Below are 23010 nucleotides of genomic sequence, written 5' to 3'. Positions count from 1 at the left end.
TATGTAACAGCCCTCAAGGGTGAGCTGCCGTCTGCAGCCGCCCAGGGGGCTATTCTACGTTTAGAACGTTAGCTTTAGCTTTAGAACTATACCTATACCTCAACCAGAACTTCCTTTGGAGCTGTACTAATCTTTCCTAACAGATAGACAAGCAGCTGCTGATTATGCGAGGATATGCGGTTCAAAATTTGGGAAAGGTACTCATCCCTAACCTGTAATCCGCGTGTATATTCCTCACGCCCTTTATAGGAAATCGTCACCCAGACGATCCGTCTGTCACTTGCGTCCCGTTCCCGTTTGATCAATCCATTCTTCTCCATCCGGTCCAATAGCATGGTTACGGCTGCCGGACTTGTGGCCAGGTAAGGAATGAAATCGGAAGGTTTCATTCGCTTTAATTCAGCAAGCACCTCCAGCACCATCAGTTGCGATTCCGTCAATGTCGGTGCTAATCCGGCTTCCATATGGAGCTTATAATCCTTGGCCAGCTTGGACCACACCTTGGCGAATTCGGCAGTATGCATATTTATCCCGTCCCTTCAATAATGCTGTCATGATCAAACATCGGATACCGTCCGTGGATGTTGCGCTGTACTTTTTGTGAATGGGTTTCGTTTGAACCCTAGTCATGATTCCATAATAGTTTATAGGATTAACTTTTCGCGGGCAACCTCTCAATATCCTTCTTTTTTCGTTAAAAAATATAATTTCCAATCAAGCGACAAAACCCGCCAACCCTTATATGACGGCGTTTTTCAAGGTTCATCCTACTTCGACACAGTCAGGCATATGTCAAATAGTATAAATAACAGCTCAAATGTTGCGGGAAACGCAAAATATAGCAAAAGCACCTCGACAAATATCATCGAAGGTGCTGTTCGTCCGTCTATCTTATCTTGTCCAAACTTGGAAATCTCCAAGAAAAGGATGTTACGCAATCTTGTTTAACTTTCTTTACCTGACTCCGCATGCGGAAGAGTTACCAGATCGACAATCCGTCCTTGCTTGCCAACATCGGCAAGCAGTTTGCCTATCGATTTACGTTCCGCGATCGGAACTTTTTCGGTGTGAATCAGATGGGCTTGCCCGTCTTCGCTGTACGCCATAATCTGCAGCGGTTCACGGCAATAGAAAGCTCCGACAATGGCGCTGCCGTTAGGCTTCACCCGCTTGCCTTCCTTAAACTCAAACGTGGCCATGCCTTTTCCGCCGCGGCTTTGCGTCTGGTAATCCAACAGCAAGCTGCGCTTGCCATAGCCAAGATCCGTGATAGTCAAAATCTCACCCTCATCGTTCTCCACCCATAATGCCGCAACGACTTCATCCCCGTCACGGAGCTGGATTCCTCGAACCCCGCCGGAAACGCGTCCCATCGCGTTGACTTCCTGCTCATTAAACCGGATGCTCATCCCTTCTTTCGAGATTAGCACAATATCTTTATTGTTATCACTCACAACGACCTGGATAATGCTGTCTTCCGCAGCGACCTTGGCTGCAGCAACAGCGCCAGCCCGCTTGGTAACATACTCCTTGAGCTCTGTGCGCTTCACTTGACCTTTGCGGCTGACAAACACAAGCGACTTGCCCTCTTCTTCAAAGTTCGAAACCGGAATGACCGATACGATGTGATCCTCTTTCGGTACCTGAATCACGTTAACGATGGCCGTACCGGCATCTTTCCATTTGTATTCCGGAATCTGGTGAACCGGCAATAAGAAATACTGCCCACGGCTCGTGAATATAAGCAGATTCTCCAGGGTATTGACTTCAAACAGACGTGTGATGTAATCCCCTTCCTTAACGCCTGAGCTTTCCAGCTCACCGCCGCTTCGGGTGAAGGATAACATGCTGGTGCGCTTGATGTAGCCTTCATTAGACAGAGTTACGAGCACGTCCTCTGCGTTCACCAGCACTTCAAGATTAACCTTGATCTCTTCCACTTCTTCCTGAATGACAGAACGCCGGTCGATGCCGTATTTCTCGCGAATTTCAAGCAGCTCTTTGCGAATGACGGCAATCAGCTTCTTATCGCTGTCCAGTATCGCACGCAAGCCCTCGATTTTCTTCATTAACTCGTCCAGCTCTTTTTGCAGGGAATGAATTTCAAGGTTCGTAAGGCGGTATAATTGCAAGGTCAATATGGAATCGGCTTGTCTCTCCGTGAAACCGAACATCCATTGCAGATTGTTCTGGGCATCCTGGCGATTCTTGGACGCTTTGATCGCCGCAATGACCTCATCCAGGATATTTAAAGCCTTAACCAGGCCTTCCAATACATGCGCCCGATCCTCTGCTTTCTCCAGCTCATACTGGGTCCGGTGCGTGACGACCTCACGCTGATGCTGGATATAGGCAGATAACATGTCTTTAAGCCCCAGCTGTTGAGGGGTTTTATTCACGATTGCAACCATATTGAAGTTGTACGTTATTTGCAGATCGGTTTTCTTGAACAAATAAGCAAGAATCCCGTTTGCGTCGGCATCCTTCTTCAGCTCAACGACGATGCGAAGTCCTTCTCGTCCGCTCTCATCGCGAACCTCGGCGATGCCCTCGACTTTTTTCTCCAGTCGTATGTTCTCCATCGTGGTAACAAGCCGTGACTTAACGACCTGATAAGGAATTTCCGTGATGACAATCTGCTGCTTGCCGCCGCGAAGCGATTCAATGTCCGTCTTCGACCGTAGATAAACGCGGCCTTTGCCTGTCCGATAGGCGTCCAAAATGCCTTCGCCGCCCATGATGATTCCGCTGGTCGGGAAGTCCGGACCTTTGATAAAGGTCATAATCTCCGCCAGCTCAATCTCCGGCTTCTGCATAACGGCAATACAAGCATCGATCACTTCCCGCAGATTGTGAGGCGGGATTTCAGTGGCAAAGCCCGCGGATATCCCGCTAGCTCCGTTCACAAGCAGGTTTGGGTACCGTGAAGGCAGCACAACCGGTTCCTTGGCCGTGTTATCAAAATTATCCTTAAACAGTACGGTCCGCTTCTCGATATCCCGAAGCAGCTCCATGGCAATCGGCGATAGCCTTGCCTCGGTATAACGCATCGCTGCGGCGGGATCATCATCCTGGGAACCCCAGTTTCCGTGGCCGTCCACGAGCACATGTCCCATCTTCCATGGCTGAGCCATCCGAACCATACCTTCATAAATCGATGAGTCCCCGTGCGGATGGTAATTACCCATGACATCCCCGACGGTTTTCGCCGATTTACGGTATGGTTTATCCGGTGTGTTACCCGAATCGTACATGGCATACAGGATCCGGCGCTGAACGGGCTTCAGCCCGTCACGAACGTCCGGGATCGCCCGGTCCTGAATAATATACTTGGAATACCGGCCAAATCGATCACCTACGACCTCTTCCAGAAAAGCCGGCAAAAATTGCTCAGATAAACTCATTCCTTCACCTTCTATTCCTCAAACTCTGCGAAGTTTACATTTTCTACGATCCACCGTTTGCGGGGATCTACTTTATCTCCCATCAGCGTAGACACACGACGCTCCGCTTTGGCAGCATCATCGATTTGTACCTGCAGCAATGTCCGTGTTTCCGGGTTCATCGTCGTTTCCCATAATTGCTCCGGGTTCATCTCGCCCAGACCTTTGTAACGCTGCAGCTCAAAGTTTTTGAATTCCTTCAAATAATTAGCCAGCTGCTCATCCGTCCAGGCATACCGAACGGTTTCCAGCTTCCCGGATTTGCTGGCGATTTTATACAGAGGAGGCTGCGCAAGGTAGACGCGGCCTTCATCAATTAAAGGTTTCATGTATCTGTAGAAGAACGTAAGCAGCAGCACCTGAATATGAGCGCCATCCGTATCCGCATCCGTCATGATGATGATTTTCGAATAATTGCTGTCCCCGGCGGTAAACTCCGTACCGATCCCTGCACCAATGGCAGATACAATTGCTCGGTATTCATCATTCTTCAGGATGTCGGCCAGCTTCGATTTCTCCGGATTCATCGGTTTCCCTTTAAGAGGCAGTATAGCCTGGATTTTCGAATCCCGTCCCTGCTTCGCAGAACCGCCAGCGGAGTCCCCTTCGACTATAAACAATTCGGTTCTCGTAAAGTCCTTGGACTGCGCAGGCGTCAGCTTGCCGCCCAGATTGGAGCTTTCGCTGCGCTTCTTGCCGGTGCGCATCTCATCCCTTGCTTTACGGGCGGCTTCACGCGCTTTGGAAGCCTGGATGGCCTTCTTCAGCAGCGTTTGTGCGATCTGCGGATTCTCCTCGAGGAAGATTTGCATCTTCTCGGTGACAATGCTGTCAACCGCACTGCGCGCAGAAGCGCTTCCCAACTGGTCCTTGGTCTGTCCGACAAATTCGACCTCAGCCATCTTGACGCTGATCACGGTCATCATGCCTTCCCGAAGATCATTGCCTTCCAGGTTCTTGTCCTTTTCCTTCAAAAGACTGTTCTTGCGGGCATAATCATTCATGACACGGGTGTAAGCTGTCTTAAAACCCGTCTCATGCGTACCCCCCCCGCGCGTCGGGATGGAGTTAACGAAAGAAGCCAACGTTTCGGTATATCCCGCATTATATTGAAGGGCGATTTCAACTTCGATATCATCCTTCTCCGCGTAAAAATGGATCACATCATGCAGCACGTCCTTGCCTTCATTCAGGAACTGAACGAACTGGCTTGCGCCGCCTTCATAGAAAAACTCTTCCCCATTGCCGCTGCGCTCGTCTTTCAATACAATCCGGAGTCCGGAGTTCAGGAAGGCAATTTCCTGTAAGCGCTCTGCAAGCGTGTCGTAGTTCAGATGTGTTCCCGCGGTAAACACGCGCGCATCCGGTTTAAACGTAATCTTCGTCCCTGTTTTGTTCGTATTGCCAAGCACCTCAAGACCCGTTACAGGTTCCCCGACATGCTCTTTTCCTTTTTTGTCCTGCCAGTATTCAAATCGTTGGCGATGAATTTTACCGTCACGGTAAATTTCAACCTCCAGCCACTCGGACAGCGCATTGGTTACGGATGCGCCAACGCCATGAAGACCGCCGGACTTCTTATATCCGGAACCACCGAATTTACCGCCGGCATGCAAAATCGTAAATACAACCTGCGGGGTGGGGATGCCTGTCTTGTGCATTCCGGTTGGAATACCGCGTCCGTTGTCGTACACCGTCGCGGATCCGTCTTTATGCAATGTAATTTCAATTCTCGAGCAGTACTTGGCCAAATGCTCGTCTACGGCGTTGTCCACAATTTCCCATACCAGATGATGCAAGCCTGACGAGCTTGTGCTCCCTATGTACATGCCTGGCCGTTTGCGCACCGCAACGAGGCCTTCGAGCACTTGAATGTCGTCAGCATCGTATCCTGAACGGTTGTTACCGCCGTTCTTCGATGACTCTGCAAACATATCGATCTGTTCGACCATTCATGCTCCTCCTTCAATTTCACGTATCTCGTGTATTTCTATTTCTACATTTCAATATTTTAGAAGAACGCTGTTCCCTAAAAAATGCAAACAAATGTTTCATGCTTTGTCCATTTTAATTCAAGATATCCCTTCTCGTAAAGACACTGAATGAAACAATAACCGCACAAATGGCCCAGACGGCCAATACGGCAAGAGAAAAATTCAAAGTCATCCCCTCAATTGGCGGCAAATTGCCTGCTAAATAATTCGTTAAATTGAGGTTTACCATGAACAAATATTTCGCGCTGCTCCAGGCCGATGCCATATTCGTCAGAATATTTCCGGCAATCAATGCGGCCATCATGATCACAATACTCGCCGCCGTGCTTCGAACCAGCACGGACACCATAAAAGCCAGCATACCGACGCATACGCCGACAAACCACACCAATCCACCCTGCATCAGCAAATACTTCCACTGTGGAACAGCATGAACGCCGGACATATCCACATCAGACCCAACAATTTGGAATCCCGTGAATACCGGTATGTCAAATCCCTTGTATCCGAAGGCTAGGCCGGAGATCAGATAGGCTATGACAAAGGTGGAAACGACAATAAGAGACGTAAACATGATCAAGGCGATCAGTTTGCTGAGCAGCACCTTCCATCGCTTCACAGGCCTTGTCAGCAGCATTTTGATAGTACCGGTCGTCCGTTCACCAGAGACGATATCCGAGGCGATAGCCATAATGAGCAGCGGGATAAACAGGGATATCGCATTATTCAAAAATTCCCGTGTAAACGTAACCCCGTTTGGTTGATTAGGATTCACATCATGCTGCAAATAATACTGCATTTGCTGAATAAAGATTTGCCTATATCGTTTCCATTCATCCGGCACCCTGTCACTGCTAAGCGAATTCTCATTATCCGTGATTCGCTGCTGAAGTTCAAGCCGCCAATCACTGTTGAACTTCTCCCGGCTCCGTTCAGCTGACTTCATCTGCGCATAAGTAAACATAGGAACCAGAACAAGAAGAACGAGAAGGACAACATAAAACCGCTTTCGTTTGATAATTTTGATGCACTCGTTTTTGATCAGGGGCAACAGGTTACTCAATACTCTCACCCTCCGTCATCTGCAGGAACAGCTGCTCCAGCGTAGGATTGATCCGATGAACCTCCCGGACCTGTACTCCCGCAGCTACCAGCCGTTCCACAGCTCTTGACGTGTATGTAGTGCTCATGCGGGTCACAACAGCGTCCGGAGACATGCCTGCGAGCAAATTATCGTCGAGCACGTCCTCGGGGCGTTCGACGATGTGGCAATAATCCAGCTTTTGCAATATCCGTTTCCCTTGCACGGCGGGATTCAGATCCCATATCACATGATCGCTGTTGCCGGCAATCAATTCTTCGACCTCGCCAACCGCAAGCACTCTTCCGCTGCTGATGATCGCCACGCGATCGCATAACAGCTGGATTTCGCTCAGCAGATGACTCGAGACAAAAACAGCCAACCCTTCCTCGGCTAACCGATGGATGAACTGCCGCATCTCTTTGATCCCTTTCGGATCAAGACCGTTTGTCGGCTCGTCAAGAATGAGCAGCCTCGGTCTGCCGAGCAGGGCTTGGGCTATCCCGAGCCGCTGCCGCATTCCCAGAGAATACGTGCTCACCTTGTCATGAATTCTTCGATCCAATCTCACCGTATCCACAACTTCCTGTATTCGCTGCTGGTCAATGCCGGGCTGCATTCGCGCAAAATGCTCAAGATTTTCCCACCCCGTCATATATGAATACATTTCAGGATTCTCCACGATGGAACCGATATAACGCAGCGCCTGCTCCTGCTGGCGGTTCACATCATAACCGCAGACCTCGATCTTGCCGGAGGTCGGTTTGATCAGATCAACCAGCATCCGGATCGTGGTCGTCTTTCCTGCCCCGTTCGGCCCCAAGAACCCGAAAATTTCGCCTGCGCGCACGTCGAACGACACATCATGTATAATCCATTTTCGACCGATTTTCTTTTTTACATGCTGGACAGATAACACGATTTCTTGAGCTTGTTCATTCATCGTTTTCCAACTCCCCATATGACATCCTCATCATGCCTAGAGCATCCCCTCTACAATTCGATCCGCTATAGCCTGATATCCTTCCCCGTTCGGATGAAAATGGTCCGAGGACAGATACTCGCCCAGCTTGTGCTGAAACAGATCAAACGTAGGGACCAATGTCATATTGGGATCCCGGTTCACAATCTCCATGACCGAATGATTCCAGGCAGAGACCACGATATTGCCGGGTATGAGCAAATCCTCCAAATCGGAAAAAGGATGATAGAGACCGATATAAACGATTCGGGCATCCGGATTAATGGCGCGAATCTTCTCCAGAATCGCCTGCAGGCGTTCAGAGGCCTGCGGCAATGCGGCCATCAGCTTGGCAGGTTCAAGCTCCAGCTCATCGGAATCCGCCGCCCCGTCCATCAGCCCGCTGCCTTGAAATATATCATTGCCTCCGATCGAAAGCATAATCACATTGGCTTGCTTCAAGGCATACTGTATTCCCTTGTCATCCAGCTTGGGAAGCAGTGCTTCGGTAGTCATTCCGTTTATGGCCAGATTTGCCAGCAGGCTCGCTGTTCGTCCATCGCCATTTAATTGATCCACGCTTCGGCGGACAAAACCGCTCCCGGTGTTGTCCCCTGTTCCCTTGGCCAGTGAATCTCCAATCGCAGTTACCTTTAAATCATGGGGCAAAACCGGTTGTGACGGATCGCTCCCCGGCTGTTCCGGCGCTGTCTCTTCATCGGACGCCTCGGATCCGCCACCGGTCAGCAAGGGCTGTCCTTGCGGATCATTAATATCTTTGAACGCATACATAAAACCGATAATGAGCACAATCGTTACAATAACCGACACGGAGGCAGTGATTCGCCATATCCATGCAGATGATTTCATGACATTCCCCCTACAAAACTCCTCATTACATTACCTTAAGACTTCTATATAAAATTTGCAAATCAAAACACGCAAAGAAGACTGCCCCGGACGCAATCTTTCGATGCGTGACCGGGGCAGCCTCTTCATATGAAACAAGATAAGTGCTTATTGACTGATGAATTCTTGAACCCAATATCCGTTATAATATCCAACACCGATCATGGTGAAATTCGGAGACAGGATGTTTTCACGATGACCTTGGCTATTCATCCAGGAGTTCATTACTTCTTGAGGCGTACGTTGCCCTTTAGCAATATTCTCGCCGGCATAGCCGTAAGAAATACCGTAAGCTTTCATCATATCAAATGGCGAACCATGTGTCGGTGAAGTGTGGCTGAAGTAATTGTTATTACTCATATCCTTCGCTTTATCCAGCGCTACGGTTGTTAGCTTAGCATGGACCGTGAGCGGCTTCAGACCTGCATTCGCACGTTCTTTGTTCACCAATGTGACAACCTCGGAAGCAAAATTCGATTGTTCCGTTGTACCCGCCGGCTCGGAAGGCTGGGACGGTTTTGTAGTTGGAGTGCTAGTCTCAGGCTTGCTTGTTTCCGGTTTGCTGGTTTCAGGTTGCGTCGCTTCTGGTTTAGTGGTTTCTGGCTTGCTGGTTTGCGGAGTTTCAACAGGTTTGTCTGCCTGAGGTTTTTCCGTTTGCGGCTTCTGAACCACCCATTTAAACTGGGATTCAAAACCTTGGCTTTCCAGGAACTTCTGGATCTTTTGCTGCCAATTTACATAATTATTGCTCTCAGCAGGTGCTGCGGATGCCGTAGTGGGCAGCATGATACCGACAGCCAGTACAGCAGCAATGCTGCCGCCTGCGATTTTCTTTATCCAATGGTTGTTCATAAATGCTCATCTCCTATGCTCATAGTTGTGAGTTTGCTTGACCGCCCGTTCTAAGATGAATTTCAAGGGTGCTGGACGATCAAACAATAGTTACATTTTTGTAATCTCGTACGAACACATTGTAACACATTTGATACCTTGGGCAATCCTACAATTGTTGGAAAAGCGACCTTGAATTCCTACCTATACATAGGTGATCAAGTCGGCACTTGTCCCAGATCATATGTAGTGGTCGATGCCTGATTCAAGCGATGAATCTCTTTTTATATCGGTGGTCTTTCGATCGATTTTTAGGCCATGACAAAGAAAAAACCCATCCCAAAAATGGGATGGGTTCATGAAAAGCCCCTGGATTACAGCTTTTTACTAAACTGATATCCAGCCTTTTCAAATCCAATATGCTCATAAAATGCATGTGCGGGAGCAAGTTCTTCCCGGTTGCCGCTTGTGAGAAACAAGAGGTGGCTACCATGCTGTCTTCCCCATGTCTCTGCACCGCGAATCAATCTTTTGCCAATTCCTTGGCCGCGGTAGCTTGAGGTTACAATAACCGAAGTAATTTGAGTGACCGGTTCGGTCATAGTGAAGGATTTGACTTGACGAAGCATGATCATACCAACAACAACACCATCAACTTCAGCAATCAGATTGCCGTACAAAGGATTGTCGTTCATCGCTTCCATCCGTTCACGCATGACATTCAGCGTGGTCGGATAATTCAGTTCGCGCATCAAGGATGTGACAGCTTCCAAATCATTCTTCTCAAAGTTTCGAATCAGCAGTGCAGGCGCAGATAATACGCTTTCGATGCTCATTATACCCTCATGCTTCCCTTCTTCTATGAATTCTGAGTAAACTCTACTTCTATTTTGTAAGTTTATGAAGAAGATTGCAAGTATCGAGCGACATTTTTTTTACATTTGTGTCGGTTTTGTTAAACCTTTGTTAAGCCGTTTTTACAAAAATCGGTATTGTGCTTCAATCAACCCATGGTACGTACCCTGCTTCTGCATAAGCTGGCTGTGATTTCCTTCTTCGATAATCTTACCGTGATCCAGCACAACGATATGATCGGCATGGCGGATCGTTGATAAACGGTGCGCCACGATGAAGGAGGTTCGGCCCTGAAGCAGCACTTTAAGAGCTTCTTGAATTTTCAACTCCGTCTCGGTATCGATACTCGCCGTTGCTTCATCCAGAATCAGAATCCGCGGATCGGCAAGGAGCGCCCTGGCAAAGGACAGCAGCTGCCGCTGACCCATAGACAGCATATTCCCGCGTTCTTCAACCTCGGTATCGTAACCCCCCGGCATCTGAACGATGAATTCATGGGCGCCGACCGCCTTGGCTACATCCTCAATCTCCTCATTGGTCGCATCCAGACGGCCAAACCGGATATTATCGCGAATCGTGCCGGAGAATATAAAGGTATCCTGCAGCACGATGCCAATCTGATTGCGGAGGCTTTCCACCGTCACCGATTGGATATCGTATCCGTCAATCGTTAGCTTACCTTCGGTAATATCATAGAATCGGCTGAGCAGATTAATGATGGTACTCTTGCCTGATCCGGTATGACCGACAAGCGCAATCGACTGGCCTGCCTTTACATTCAGATTGATCCCTTTGAGAGCCTGACGTCCTTTTTCGTATTCGAACACCACATTCTCCAGCTTGATGTCCCCTTTAATCGTTGGCAATTTCTTCGCCCCAGGCTGATCATCAATGCTCGGCTTCTCGTCAATAAACTCAAAAATACGTTCAGAGGAAGCCATGGCGACAAGCAATTGGTTATACATTTGGCCAAGCCGGTTGATCGGCTCCCAGAAGTTTCCGACATATTGGGTGAAGGCAATTAACAGACCGATGGTGAGCTCGCCTTGCTGGATCAACACGGCACCGAGCCAGAACAAGATCAATGAACCGAAACCGCCGGTAATTTCGATAAGAGGCCCAAACCCTTGGTTCATGGCGGACGCTTTATCCCAGGACTTTTTGCTGTCCATGTTCATGTTATCAAAGAACTTCATATTCTCTTCTTCTTGCGTGTAAGCTTGGGTTACGCGGATCCCCTGAATCGATTCATTCAAGTGAGAGTTAATCCGCGAGTTCCGAATCCGTACATCCTGCCATGCACGCCGGATGCGTACACGGAGTTTCGTCGAGATGAAGAACATGATCGGTACCGTGACAATAACAGCAAGACCGAGCTTCCAGTTTATTAACAAAAGAATAACGACAATACCTACTAACTGCACGCAGTCGATGATCAGGTTGACAACCCCGTTGGTAAACAAATCCTGCAGGGAGTTAACATCATTCGTAACCCGGACCAGCACAGATCCAGCCGGACGCTTGTCGAAGAAATTGAAGGATAAGCGCTGAATGTGCTGGAACAGATCTGCTCGCAGGTCATAAATGACCCGCTGACCGATGATATTCGTAAATCTGATACGAAATATTCCTGCAACCCATTGAATGATATACATCGCAAGAACCGCGATTGTAATCTGATACAATAGGGTTAAGCTCGGGTTGCCATCCCTCGGGTCTATGGCCTGGTCGATTGCCAAACTGGTCAAGAACGGAATGGCCAGCTTCGTTATGGTACCGATGACCATCATAAGGCCGATCAACGGGAGAATCTGTTTGGCGTAAGGTTTCATATACGAGATCAGACGCGTCAGCTGCGCCCAGTTAAACGGCTTTTCAATCGCATCGTCGTCCTTGTATACAAAACGTTCATTCGTTTCTTCCGAAGGCTTCCGCGGCCTCGGAATCTTTTGCTTTTGATGCGGTTCAGTATTTACATTGGCGTTCATGCTTGCACCTGCCCTTGCGTGCCTCCTGCTTGAGCTTGCTTCGCAATAAGGTCCGCATATTGTATTTTGTATACATCCTGATAAGGCCCCGGCACTGCAATCAAATCGTTATGCTTGCCGCGCTGCACAACTCTTCCCTCATCCAGAACGAGAATTTCATCCGCATGACGCAAAGAAGAAATCCGGTGAGCGATAATAAATGTCGTTCTGCCGTTCATGACTTCCTGGAAGCCGGACTGAATTTCATGCTCGGTTTCCATATCTACAGCACTGGTGGCATCATCCAGGATCAGGATTTTCGGATCTTTCAGAAGGGCTCGTGCAATCGCAATCCGCTGCTTCTGTCCGCCGGAAAGTCCCATCCCCCGTTCGCCGACAATGGTATCGTAACCATCCTTCATTTCCATAATAAAGTCATGGGCTTTGGCCAGCTTTGCAACACGGATAATTTCTTCCATGCTAACGTCCTTCATGCCGTAAGAAATATTGTTGCGGATGCTGGACGAGAACAAGAAGGTCTCCTGAAAGACCGTGGCAATCTGGCTGCGCAGACTCCGGATCTTTATATCATTAATGTTCATGCCGTCTAATTTGATGCTGCCCTGATTCACATTGTAGGCATGCATCAAGAGCTGGATAATGGTCGATTTACCAGACCCCGTTCCCCCAAGCAGGCCAATCACGGAGCCGGGACGAGCATCCAGATTAATATCTTTGACGGCCGCCATCTTGTTACCGTAAGCAAAGGTGACATTATCAAATACGACATGACCCTTCACCTCGCTTGGCACCAAATCTACCGCACGCTCACGGTCTTCGACATCGATCGGCTGATTCAGCAGCTCCAATACCCGTTCACCCGATGCCTTGGACTGCGTGTAGTTATTAATGTGAAACCCGATTCCCCAAAGCGGGCCGATTATGTACCAGATCAAAGTAAAGAAAGCTGCCAGTTCCCCTACCGTCATGGAACCTTGGATGACCATCGCTCCGCCGACGGCTAGCAAAATGACGACACTGATATTCGCGAAGAGCTCCATCATCGGGAAGTAACGGGCCCATAGGGAAGAGGCAAATATCTGGTTGGTTTTGTAACGCTCATTCCGTTCGGAGAATTTCTCCACTTCGTGAGGCTCGCGAGCAAAAGACTTTACGGTACGAACACCCGTGATATTCTCCTGAACCGCGGTCGTCAGCGAGCTTAGTGCCAGACGCATCTCCTGGAACGCCGGATGGATCTTGGATTCGAACTTTAGAGCCGCCACAACCAAAAATGGCATCGCTACCAAAGTTACGAGCGTCAATTTCCAGCTAATGGTAAACATCATAATGGAACCGAAAGTCACCATCAATACCAGATTGAGCAGCTGAGCAAAACCGAAGCCGATAAACATTCGAATCGCTTCCAAATCGCCCGTCAGCCGTGACATCAAATCCCCGGTCCGAGCCGTGTCATAGTAACGGAACGATAGAAATTGCAATTTTTCATAGCAGGCGTTTCGTAGTGCATAAGCCAGGTAGTTCCCCAGCCTCCCCCCAAAAAATCCGTGCAAAAACTGCATGAAAGCTTTAAGGATGACCACACCCAGTACAGTGAGTGCCAGCTGCGGTACGATACCGTAATTCTCCAGCTTGATTGCATCGTCAATCAGCACTTTTAACAGATGCGGATAGACAAGTCCTAAAGCGGTTGCAATCGCCAGACACAGCATGGAAAGAAAAAGATAACTTCGTTTCTCCCAAAAGAAGCCCTGCAGTTGCCTGAGAACATTCATGTTTATCCTCCTTTGGATTATTTTCGTTCAGGTTATGTAGCATTTATGAAGTTTATCATCGACCTGAACCCGCGGCAAAGAGGGAAAACCGCCATAAATGAGCCAAAAGGACCTAAAGGGGGCAAATAGTATAACTTATCTTTGTTTCATAATGAAATCATCGGAAATTCTCATTAATACTAGGGGATATAATCACATTGTCAGTCCCTTCAACCATCAGGCTTCATCCACGATTTCCGACTTTTTTGAACATGCTTGAAAAAGGGTAAAATCCTAAGCCGTTTTCACCCCAGTGCGAACGTTGTAACGGATTAAAATACGTCATACCATCCTCTTGACCTTATCCACCCGAACGAGCATAGGAAAAAAGGCGCCCCGCCAGGATGGCATTTGGGACGCCCTTTGATGGAAAAGTATGCGATTGGAGTTTAGACCTGCATAGCATCGTTATTCGTATGGAAGCTTCAGACTCCAACATCTACACTTTTCGTTGTGTGCACATGTTATGGCATAAGATCCGCCATTACCGAGCCGCCTGAATCATAGCTTCCAGCTCATTCGCCAGCTTACTCCACATCAACGGAGATTGACCGTCCTGCAGCGAACCGAGGATGGCAGCCATGGATTCCTTCAGCTGTTCCTCCAACACCGATACATGATGCTGCAATGAACGTACACTCATCCGAACATAGTGGTCCGTCAGCTGCTCTTCCCGAATGCTCACCACACTCGCCACGGCTTCCTTCACCTTCGGCTCTGCCGCTTCTCGAAGCTTGGAGCTTCCGCTGCCCTCAAAGAAATGCTTCGGGTTCTTAAATGTCGACCAGAAGGCCAACCAATCCCCTTGTATTTGCAATTCCGTTTCTTCCAGCTCCGGCGGTGACCAGTCCTTATCCCGCCGGATGGCAAGGGACAAGCCCTCGGCCATACCGTTGATATCCGCTGCTGCTTTAAGCGCTGCGTCTTCGGTTAATTTGCGGCCGGCCATCTCTAATCGAAGCGTTGTTGCCCATAACTCCTGATCCAGCTCCGTGGACATCGTCCGCATCAAATCACGCCCGCAAGCCGCAAAGGCCGATTTCAGGTGACCTGCGTCCTCCCGAAGCACGGAAGGATTAAACGACTCCTGAAAGAAACGGTTCATGGCATAATCCAGCCGCTGCCGTACATGAAACAGCAGCTCGCTGCTTTCCTGCGCGATATCACGGGACATGTTAATCTCCGTTAAAACCGCAAGACGGGATAAGGCTCGTTTGTGAACCTCTTCCAGCTCCACGATTTTACGCTCACGCGTGGTCTCATCCTGGGCTGCCATATCGGCCCAAGCTCTGATTCGATCCCTCACCGAAGCCAGTTCATCATAACCGGCGCGCTCTGAAAGCCTTGGCAGCTCTTCAACCGCAAAACGGCTAAGCGCATCTTCAAATACCGGGAACCCCGATTCCTGCAATTTCGCTTCATCCCCATACAGCTTACTATCCAGCGCTGCCAAACTGGAAACAGGGAAGATATGCGGGCTGCCTACCCCGCTGGACGTCAGGTTGGTACGAACATGCTTCACCACCTCATCCAGTTCCTCTTCGGATTGTGCAAGATCTGCGGCATTGACGATAAAAAACATTTTATCCAGCGCAAAGCTGTCTTTAACCCTGCCCAGCTGGGACAGGAATTGCCGATCCGCTTTGGAGAAAGCATGGTTGTAATACGTTACGTATACGATAGCGTCCGCATTTTTAATATAATTGAACGTTACGCCGGTGTGCCGGGCATGAAGGGAATCGGCTCCAGGCGTATCCACCAGCACGATCCCCTGCTCTGTCATCGGACAGCTGTAATACAGATCTATCCCGTCAACAAAACAGGATTTGGTTTCGTCGGCCACATAGCCCCGATATTCCGCCAGCTCTACGGTTTCTGTCTTACCCAGTTTGGTCTCCATCATGTCAAAGCCGGCTGCCGCAGCCTTCAGAAACCCATAATGCGGCAATCCTGCCGGATGAATACCGGCCGGATTCAATGCTTCTGCCGCGCTTCGCCAATTGCTCGGAGTTGGTTCTTGGAGACCCAGCACGCTGAAGGAGTACTTCAAATCGTCCCACCACATCTCGCGGCTCTTCATGCGCACGTCTGCGGTACCATGGGTTTTCCCTTCTGCCGGTGCCACAATCCGGTTCACCGCCGCCGTTGTCGGGTGCGGTGATACCGGCAATACCGACTCGCCAAGCAGAGCATTGGCGAAGGAGGACTTCCCGGCGCTGAACGCGCCGAACAGCGCCAAAGTGAACGAGCCGCCCGCAAGCGCATCCGCGCGGGCGGTTATATCCCGCGCGGCCGATGCCAGCGCGGGATGCGGCGCCAGCAGCGCGACCGCCGCGCGCAGCTCGGCTGCCGCGGCATCCAGCCGCTGGCGCCGCTGCGGTGCCGCCGCCTGCGTCCCGGCGGCGCGGGGCGCCGTGCGCCCGTGCCCCGGCTGCGCCGCCGGGGCACCGCCCTGGGCAGCCGCTGGCGCGGGCTGCCCTTCCGGCTCCCTCACCTCTGGCAGGAGGCCGGGAGTGAGGGAGGTGCGCGACGGGAGCAGCTGCGCCAGCTCGGCCGCACGGGCGGCTTCCGCCTGCTGCAGGGCTGCATAGCTGGCGGAAGCCGCAGATTGCGCCAGGAGCTCGGCACCCTGGCGCTCCAGGTCCTGCAGACGGACGGCCGCAGCGTCCGTCAATACCGCCTTCAGCCGGTCGGCCAGCACCAACACGGCCCTGCGGTAGCTGCCCTTGATTTCCTCGGCCAGCTCCCGGTTATAGTTCAGTACGTATTCGCCGGACACCGTCGCTTCCGGATTCACGATCCGCGTAATCATATCCTCCCGCACACCGGGAAGCTCAGCGTCCATCAGGCTCTCCCATTCGGTATTCCACTTCGTATGCTGTTCCACGCTTTTACGGAACAGCGAACGCAGATGCCAATCGATCTGCGATGCGGTCTGTTCCTCCAATCGATGATAGAAAGCCTCCAGTCGGCGCCGACGCTCCTCCTCCGTCTTGCCGCCTGTGAACAGAAACCCGACTTTAAACCCGCTTTTGCGGCTTTCCAGAAAGGCCAGACTTAAATCCCGAACATCCGCCGGGGTCAGATTGGCGTTTGCCAGAAGGATATCCGCTTCTTTGCGCAGCTCCGAGCGAACGGTCTCTGGCAGCAGCTGGACGGTTCTTTTTTGATCCTCCAGCTCCTGCAGCCGTGCTTTCATCGCCGCTGCGGCCTCCTCGCCGCCCATTTCCTCCAGCAGCCGCTCCTTCTCTTCCTGATGGCTTCTGGTATAGGCCTCCACATGCTGATCGGCAGCATGACGAATGGAGCAGGATACGCTGTAGCGCAGCAACGGCTCCTTATGAGATATCAGTTCACCGATCAAGGACTTTAGAAGCCCCCATTGATTATAGGGATGATCCTGAGCTTTAAGCGAAGTGCATAGCAGCCCCTTATACGTGATCTTCCACTGGGCGAACGCCTTCTTCACGTCATTCAGATAAGCAGAAAGCGTCAACTCGTCATCACGATGCTTGTCGATCTGATTGACGATCAGATACAGCGGTTTGCCCCAATCGGACAAACTCTTGGCAAACATCAGATTACTCTCGGACTGCACATGATTATAATCCATGACGTAAAAAACGATGTCAGCCATATGGAGGGCAGAATGCGTGGCAAGCCGGTGCCCGTCATCCGTTGAGTCAACCCCGGGGGTATCCATCAAGACGCCATCTTCGCCAAGCAGCGGCACATCATCCCACACTTCAATCGCGGAATACTCCCGGCCCTCCTTGCAGTATTCGGCAAGTTCGTCGATTGTTACCGTTAAAGGCTCTCCAGGCTCCGCAGCAGATCGGTGAATCAACGCACGTGGCTCACCGCTTCGGATTGTAACCACATTCGCACTGGTCGGTACCGGACCCGAGGGCAGTACCTTTTTGCCGCAAAGCGCATTAATCATGCTCGACTTCCCTGCGGAAAAATGTCCGCAGAAGGCCAGCGTCAGCTCACCACCTGTACCCTTGCGTATTAAATCCTCCGTCAAAGCGGAGGAAGATTCGTCATTCCACTCCAAAAAACGGTCCCGAACTCTGGTTAGCTCCGTAACACTGTATCCGATTTCATGCTCAGCCATCAACTTCAATGTCATTTCTCGCTCCTGTCCATTGATCTCTCAATTTCTGACACATTCTATTCACATCATTTTATTTTATCACCGCTTGCACTGTAAAGGAATCATTGCATTTCATTTTCGGCCGTTGTCTTGATATAACAGTCCTTTATCTATGCAAAATGGCAGGTCAAGGAAGTGATCTTCCTTGCCTGCCATGGGTCCAAACCTTCTTGATGCCAGCACATACAGGAGGTATGAGCTGAAAGTACACACTCGATCACCCTGAAGAACCAGGTTTATCTCATATTTTAAAACATCAAATTTGAAGAACTTAAGATACAACGGTGTTTTCTTCTGCCGGAATTAAAATTTCGAATACATTTCCGTGCTGCAGAATGGTTAACCCGCGTGATTTATCGCGCATGACCACCACTTCAGGCTTCTGCGACATACGCTCCAGATAATGCTCGGGAGCATCCCCGGAATGACTGAACGTCACGCCTTCGACTTCTTGCTCTTCATTCTCACTCAGTTGGCTTTGGCTCTCCACCACATGTTCAAAAATATCTGAGAACAATTCAAAATTGTCGGTGTAAACAGAGATGCATTTCATGTGTAATCCCATCCTCTTTTAAATTTAGCTCATGCCGATCCAGGATACCGTCTCTTTTACCTCGCGAAAAACCGACTTTTGACCACTGTTGTTTCCAGATTTCCATTCACCCATGCGGCTAAAGATAGAAATCCGGAGACAAAGGCAAGCATTGCGCTTGCTTGCAATTATGTCCATTTCGCTAGCTATTCATTAAAGTACCGTGTTTCCAACGAATCAGATGAACCTCTTTTTTGTCTATTTCTTGCTGTTTTACAGTTGTTCCTTATTCTTCCTGACTGCTAAGGTTTTCATACGTTTCTTTCCTTCACGGCAAACATCCAGCAATGGGCATACCGGGCATTGCGGATTTTGAGCCTTACAGTGATACCGTCCGAAAAAAATGATCCGATGATGGGTCAGCGTCCATTCTTCACGCGGTACCCGCTTCATCAGCTTTTTCTCCACTTCCAGCACGGAATCTTTCCAGGCGGCCAGTCCAAGTCGCTTGGAAACCCGCTCCACATGCGTGTCTACCGCGATGGCAGGCACACCAAAGGCATTGGAAACGACGACATTGGCTGTCTTACGTCCAACCCCAGGTAATTTGACCAGCTCATCATGAGCTTCCGGTACCTCACCGCCATACTGTTCGATCAGAATCCTGCACAAATTCTGAATATGTTTGGCCTTATTCCGGTATAATCCGATCCGCCTAATATCCTGCTCAAGTTCCTCGATCGGTACCGATACATAATCCAGAGGCGTTTTGTATTTCTGAAACAGATCCTTTGTCACTTTATTAACCGTTTCATCCGTGCACTGGGCGGACAGCAGCACGGCGATGGTCAGCTCAAACGCATTGCTGTGATGCAGTTCGCAATGTGCATCCGGAAACATGCTCTCCATCGTGTCCAAAATATGCCGTACCGTTGCCGCATTCATATGATTTCCCTCCCGCAAAAAAAAATCTTGATGCGGAAATCCCCGCATCAAGACGGTGTTTCTCGAGCAATCCCTGGTCGATAATTTACTGTTTTACGATCTCAACAACGACACCGTTGTTTAAGTACAGTACAATATTATCATTTTCCTTAAGGGATTGCACGGACAAAGTAGTGTCACCTTGATGAACAAATACTTTATCCGATAATACATACCGGAAATTATCGTTAATCGATTTGCGTTTTACTTGAATTTCCGTATTGCTTGCCTGCCAGAATGCACGTTCAACCTTCTCCAGAACCTGGATAATGGTAACGCCCTGAATGTCCTTTCGAATCTCTACGCGATCTCCTGAGGTCAATGCGCTTAAATTCGAAGCCGTTGAACCATTCTTAACGACTTTAACTCCGCCGCTTACACCTAACGTCTGGCTATTGCCTGAATAATCCTTCGTGGTCAATGCATTTGCGGAAACATCAACGCTTGTCACTTCGCCAAGCGTCAATTTAACTTCAGCTACCGCTACAGGCGTTAAGCCTTGGAACGTTATATTAACGAGTGCTCCCGGACGCAAATCACCGAGCAGAATTGCTTGTCCGGTTTCGCCGGTCAATATGGATTTATCGGTATAAATATCGCTTGTGGAGCCGTTTGCTTTCACTCGAATACGGTTCCTTGTGGGTTCCGTTGAAACAACCTCAAATTGTGCGGAAGTTTTGAGTTTTAAGCTCTGTAAGTAATCCTGATTGTTCGACAGCTGGGCTAACACTTCGTCACCAATCCGCAAATCTGCCAGGGATGCGCCTGATCTGCCGAAGATTTCCACAATCGGACTATTGTAGTAAGAGATTTCTTCCGCTTTACCGTTAGCGGTCATAATCGAAATCACTTGCTTGGATGTATTAATGCTGTTAATTTTACCTTCTACTTTGTATACCACTTCTAGTGAGAGTACGCGGGTACCAATCAGGGAGACACTTACCTTGCGTCCCGAGACAAGCAGTGGTCCAACTTTATCCAGCGTGGTTCCGTAGCTCGAGTCCAGCTTCGTCTTGTCATCCAAGACGATTACACGAGGCTGGTTGTTCGCATCCTTGACGGTCAGCCAGTGTGTCTTCCCGTCGTAATTTACGACGGTAACGGCATCCAACTGCTCGATTTGACGACCCGTTACTTCGATTTTCGAAATTTTTTCCTCAGCGTTAATGGTCAGTGTTACCTGGTCACCGGATACGGCATCAGCGAGTAAATCGGACAGAACAGGTTTAGCCACGCCGTTAATAAAGATTTCCGGCTTCTCTGCCAGATACTTCGTTTCGAGCTGTGTACTTCCACTTCGCTTGTATGTGATGGTCTTCCCGTTCTCTTCAACGGAATAAAGCATTGCCTGCACGGTACGATCGACGCTTTGCGTAACTTCCATCGTCTGCAGAACGCTGTTTTCTACCGAAAAGTTCACGGTGTAGCCGCTCTTCAATTCAGCCGGAGCCAAAATCTGATTCTGATATCGAATGACGGTGGCATCATCCCACGTGTACGTATCCTCATAACCGGTGCTATCTTTAAGGGTTACTCTTTTGTTAACCGTATCCACGTTCTGGACGATGCCTGCTCCCGTCTTGTTAACCAAGCCGCTTTTGACGCGGATAGATACAATTTTCTTCTGCGGGCTGTAAGTTTCACGCTCAATGGTAAGCAGACTGCCGGCAGCAAGCGTCTTTGGATCGATCTTGGTTCCGTTCTGATCCAGGAACACCGTGCTTGGCTCGTAACTCAACTCTTCAAAGGTGCTGCCAGTATCCAGCCAAATGACGTTGTTCGGCGACAAACGTGCATATGTGCGGTCAAGCCGCTCCACTTGCTGGGTCGAATCCGTAATTTCTACGTAAGCAGCCGTTCCGTTATTCACGATGACCACTGCTTGTGTGTAAGGATTGATCTCCGAGAATTGCAATCTCTTCTCCGAATCCGAGGTGAAATACGCTGTCGAATTATCCAGCTTGAATGAATTCAGCTTGCCATCGGCATAAAGCTCCAGCTTGCCGTTCTCGATCGAAGCGATAGAACCTTTGTATTGGTTCTCGTAATTTGTGGTAATGTAGGCCTGGGCACGGCTGAGGAACGTTGCAAGCTGGGCACGGGTAACGGCCCCTTGCGGATCGAACTTGTTGCCGTTCAAGCCTTTTGCAAGACCTAACTCAACGGCTACATTGACATATCCCAGACGATCCGGGGATATCTTGGCGTTATCCGCAAAGCCTGTCGCTTTATTTTTAGCTGCATCAGCCTCCGCCGTACGTCCAATGGAACGGACAAGGACTTCGGTTATCCATTCCCGGGATGCTTTCTGCGCGCCCCAAATGACTTTCTCGTCCGTATATCCGGATTCTTTTTGCTTGTCGAGCAGGTTTTGCTGAAAAGCCAGTTCAACATACTTCGTAAAATAATCATTCACTTTAATATTTGTCGGTAATGTCGCAGCGCCGTTGCTTAATTGATCCTGCATGCTTAAGAACCGGATCGCCATCGTTACGGCTTCCTGCTGCGTTACGGGATCGTTCGGACGAAACTTTCCGTTATTCCCGGTCACGATCCCCTGTGCTGCTAACTGATAAATATACTTTTCTCCCCAATATCCGGCATTAACGTCACTGAATGCGTTTATGGCCGTTTGGGATGCATTTGCCGTTGTCGCATTTGACGCTTCTTCATCTGCCGAGACGATCGAAGCCCCGCCTCCGAATGCTATAAGTCCGGCCATGACGGCGGAGACCACTTTTTTGGAATGAACATGTTTGCTGTGTCTAAGTACCATTTTCTTTCCCCTCTCAATAACTACTGCTTCATCATATACTAATATTCGACAGCAGATCGTGATCTCCTTCAACCATCATTACCGAGTCATCGGATTTTCCAAATCGACATGACCCATTAACGATTCGGTCTGCTGACCATCCACCAGAATTTGAAGTGATTTCACTTCGTCAAACTGGAAAAAGGTTTTTTTGATCGCATCGATGGCAAACGACTCGCCGCCTGCACCCAGGTTAGCTTCGTCCGGAACCGTCAAATCGAGCGTCAGAGCTCCGTTTTCAAATTTCAACGAATTCAGTCCGATTTTCTCCCACAGGGGAACCATATCGGCCTTATCGCTCTTTTGCAATGCTTGATACGCCGCTTCGTATTTTTCTTGATCTTCCTTATACGAAATTTCGGCCGTACCTTCTACCAGCTCCATCAAATCTGGATCCGTGTAATAGGCTTTGATGCTCTCTGTTTTTGCTTCCGGCGTTGTCACTTCGCTGCCGCTGCCCGTAGACGATCCGCCTGATCCGTTCGACGCTCCACTATGATCCTGTCCTGTCTGATCATCAGGTGCAGGCGTTACTTGCCCAGGCGTATTGTCCGGAGCTGCTCCGGGTTTCTGCCCGCAACCGGCACCAATCAGCATTACGGCTGCCAGTAGGCCAGCCGACCATATTTTTTTATTCAAAAGTAGCC

Annotated in this window: 15 protein-coding genes; all 15 read right to left on the bottom strand. The window is 49.5% G+C overall.

The features are described from left to right. Positions 1 to 92: 92 nt before the first annotated feature. On the bottom strand, positions 93 to 524 hold the full coding sequence (locus MKY82_RS12170) for a MarR family transcriptional regulator (protein ID WP_220685804.1): 432 nt from the start codon (positions 522 to 524) through the stop codon (positions 93 to 95). Positions 525 to 944: 420 nt separating this feature from the next. Next, positions 945 to 3404 (bottom strand): DNA gyrase subunit A, encoded by a 2460-nt coding sequence (gene gyrA / locus MKY82_RS12165; RefSeq protein WP_220685805.1) that lies wholly within the window; start codon positions 3402 to 3404, stop codon positions 945 to 947. Positions 3405 to 3415: 11 nt separating this feature from the next. After that, positions 3416 to 5395, bottom strand: a complete 1980-nt coding sequence (parE, locus tag MKY82_RS12160) for a DNA topoisomerase IV subunit B (RefSeq protein WP_220685806.1) — start codon at positions 5393 to 5395, stop codon at positions 3416 to 3418. 115 nt (positions 5396 to 5510) lie between these two features. Beyond that, positions 5511 to 6500 carry an ABC transporter permease gene (locus MKY82_RS12155; protein ID WP_071218334.1) on the bottom strand — a complete coding sequence of 330 codons (990 nt, stop codon included), beginning with the start codon at positions 6498 to 6500 and terminating at the stop codon, positions 5511 to 5513. Further along, positions 6493 to 7461: an ABC transporter ATP-binding protein gene (locus tag MKY82_RS12150; protein WP_194545132.1), complete on the bottom strand. Its 969-nt coding sequence runs from the start codon at positions 7459 to 7461 to the stop codon at positions 6493 to 6495. Before MKY82_RS12150 ends, MKY82_RS12155 begins: the two co-directional genes overlap by 8 nt. A 36-nt stretch (positions 7462 to 7497) precedes the next feature. After that, on the bottom strand, positions 7498 to 8349 hold the full coding sequence (locus tag MKY82_RS12145) for a GDSL-type esterase/lipase family protein (RefSeq protein ID WP_339223133.1): 852 nt from the start codon (positions 8347 to 8349) through the stop codon (positions 7498 to 7500). 147 nt (positions 8350 to 8496) lie between these two features. Further along, positions 8497 to 9240: a CAP domain-containing protein gene (locus MKY82_RS12140; RefSeq protein WP_339223131.1), complete on the bottom strand. Its 744-nt coding sequence runs from the start codon at positions 9238 to 9240 to the stop codon at positions 8497 to 8499. Between the two features lie 353 nt (positions 9241 to 9593). Beyond that, positions 9594 to 10055 carry a GNAT family N-acetyltransferase gene (locus tag MKY82_RS12135; RefSeq protein WP_071218337.1) on the bottom strand — a complete coding sequence of 154 codons (462 nt, stop codon included), beginning with the start codon at positions 10053 to 10055 and terminating at the stop codon, positions 9594 to 9596. Between the two features lie 141 nt (positions 10056 to 10196). Further along, positions 10197 to 12062, bottom strand: coding sequence for an ABC transporter ATP-binding protein (locus MKY82_RS12130; RefSeq protein ID WP_233354817.1), 1866 nt, complete (start codon positions 12060 to 12062; stop codon positions 10197 to 10199). Then, complete coding sequence (locus MKY82_RS12125) at positions 12059 to 13837, bottom strand: ABC transporter ATP-binding protein (RefSeq protein WP_194541990.1); 1779 nt, start codon at positions 13835 to 13837, stop codon at positions 12059 to 12061. The genes MKY82_RS12130 and MKY82_RS12125 overlap by 4 nt, the downstream gene beginning before the upstream one ends. A gap of 523 nt (positions 13838 to 14360) precedes the next feature. Then, positions 14361 to 18008 (bottom strand): dynamin family protein, encoded by a 3648-nt coding sequence (locus tag MKY82_RS12120; RefSeq protein WP_339296149.1) that lies wholly within the window; start codon positions 18006 to 18008, stop codon positions 14361 to 14363. A gap of 295 nt (positions 18009 to 18303) precedes the next feature. Continuing rightward, positions 18304 to 18585, bottom strand: a complete 282-nt coding sequence (locus MKY82_RS12115; RefSeq protein WP_006209564.1) for a hypothetical protein — start codon at positions 18583 to 18585, stop codon at positions 18304 to 18306. A 252-nt stretch (positions 18586 to 18837) separates the two neighbouring features. After that, on the bottom strand, positions 18838 to 19509 hold the full coding sequence (gene nth / locus MKY82_RS12110; RefSeq protein WP_071218341.1) for an endonuclease III: 672 nt from the start codon (positions 19507 to 19509) through the stop codon (positions 18838 to 18840). 85 nt (positions 19510 to 19594) lie between these two features. Then, the gene (locus tag MKY82_RS12105) at positions 19595 to 22324 is read right to left on the bottom strand and encodes an S-layer homology domain-containing protein (protein ID WP_339296148.1); all 2730 of its coding nucleotides are present in this window, start codon (positions 22322 to 22324) and stop codon (positions 19595 to 19597) included. Positions 22325 to 22402: 78 nt separating this feature from the next. Continuing rightward, positions 22403 to 23002: a GerMN domain-containing protein gene (locus MKY82_RS12100; protein ID WP_339296147.1), complete on the bottom strand. Its 600-nt coding sequence runs from the start codon at positions 23000 to 23002 to the stop codon at positions 22403 to 22405. Positions 23003 to 23010: the final 8 nt, after the last annotated feature.

This window comes from Paenibacillus sp. FSL W7-1279 (assembly GCF_037969845.1).
GTDB lineage: Bacteria > Bacillota > Bacilli > Paenibacillales > Paenibacillaceae > Paenibacillus_AQ.
The sequence above is the reverse complement of the archived record's forward strand: the minus strand, read 5'-3'. Positions and strand labels throughout refer to the sequence as shown.

What these genes read in the sequence shown, in the direction of transcription:
- MKY82_RS12105 (WP_339296148.1), bottom strand. Translation starts at nt 22,324, where the DNA reads ATGGTACTTAGACACAGCAAACATGTTCATTCCAAAAAAGTGGTCTCC.
- MKY82_RS12170 (WP_220685804.1), bottom strand. Translation starts at nt 524, where the DNA reads ATGCATACTGCCGAATTCGCCAAGGTGTGGTCCAAGCTGGCCAAGGAT.
- MKY82_RS12130 (WP_233354817.1), bottom strand. Translation starts at nt 12,062, where the DNA reads ATGAACGCCAATGTAAATACTGAACCGCATCAAAAGCAAAAGATTCCG.
- MKY82_RS12115 (WP_006209564.1), bottom strand. Translation starts at nt 18,585, where the DNA reads ATGAAATGCATCTCTGTTTACACCGACAATTTTGAATTGTTCTCAGAT.
- MKY82_RS12125 (WP_194541990.1), bottom strand. Translation starts at nt 13,837, where the DNA reads ATGAATGTTCTCAGGCAACTGCAGGGCTTCTTTTGGGAGAAACGAAGT.
- MKY82_RS12150 (WP_194545132.1), bottom strand. Translation starts at nt 7,461, where the DNA reads ATGAATGAACAAGCTCAAGAAATCGTGTTATCTGTCCAGCATGTAAAA.
- MKY82_RS12120 (WP_339296149.1), bottom strand. Translation starts at nt 18,008, where the DNA reads ATGACATTGAAGTTGATGGCTGAGCATGAAATCGGATACAGTGTTACG.
- nth (WP_071218341.1), bottom strand. Translation starts at nt 19,509, where the DNA reads ATGAATGCGGCAACGGTACGGCATATTTTGGACACGATGGAGAGCATG.
- MKY82_RS12140 (WP_339223131.1), bottom strand. Translation starts at nt 9,240, where the DNA reads ATGAACAACCATTGGATAAAGAAAATCGCAGGCGGCAGCATTGCTGCT.
- gyrA (WP_220685805.1), bottom strand. Translation starts at nt 3,404, where the DNA reads ATGAGTTTATCTGAGCAATTTTTGCCGGCTTTTCTGGAAGAGGTCGTA.
- parE (WP_220685806.1), bottom strand. Translation starts at nt 5,395, where the DNA reads ATGGTCGAACAGATCGATATGTTTGCAGAGTCATCGAAGAACGGCGGT.
- MKY82_RS12135 (WP_071218337.1), bottom strand. Translation starts at nt 10,055, where the DNA reads ATGAGCATCGAAAGCGTATTATCTGCGCCTGCACTGCTGATTCGAAAC.
- MKY82_RS12145 (WP_339223133.1), bottom strand. Translation starts at nt 8,349, where the DNA reads ATGAAATCATCTGCATGGATATGGCGAATCACTGCCTCCGTGTCGGTT.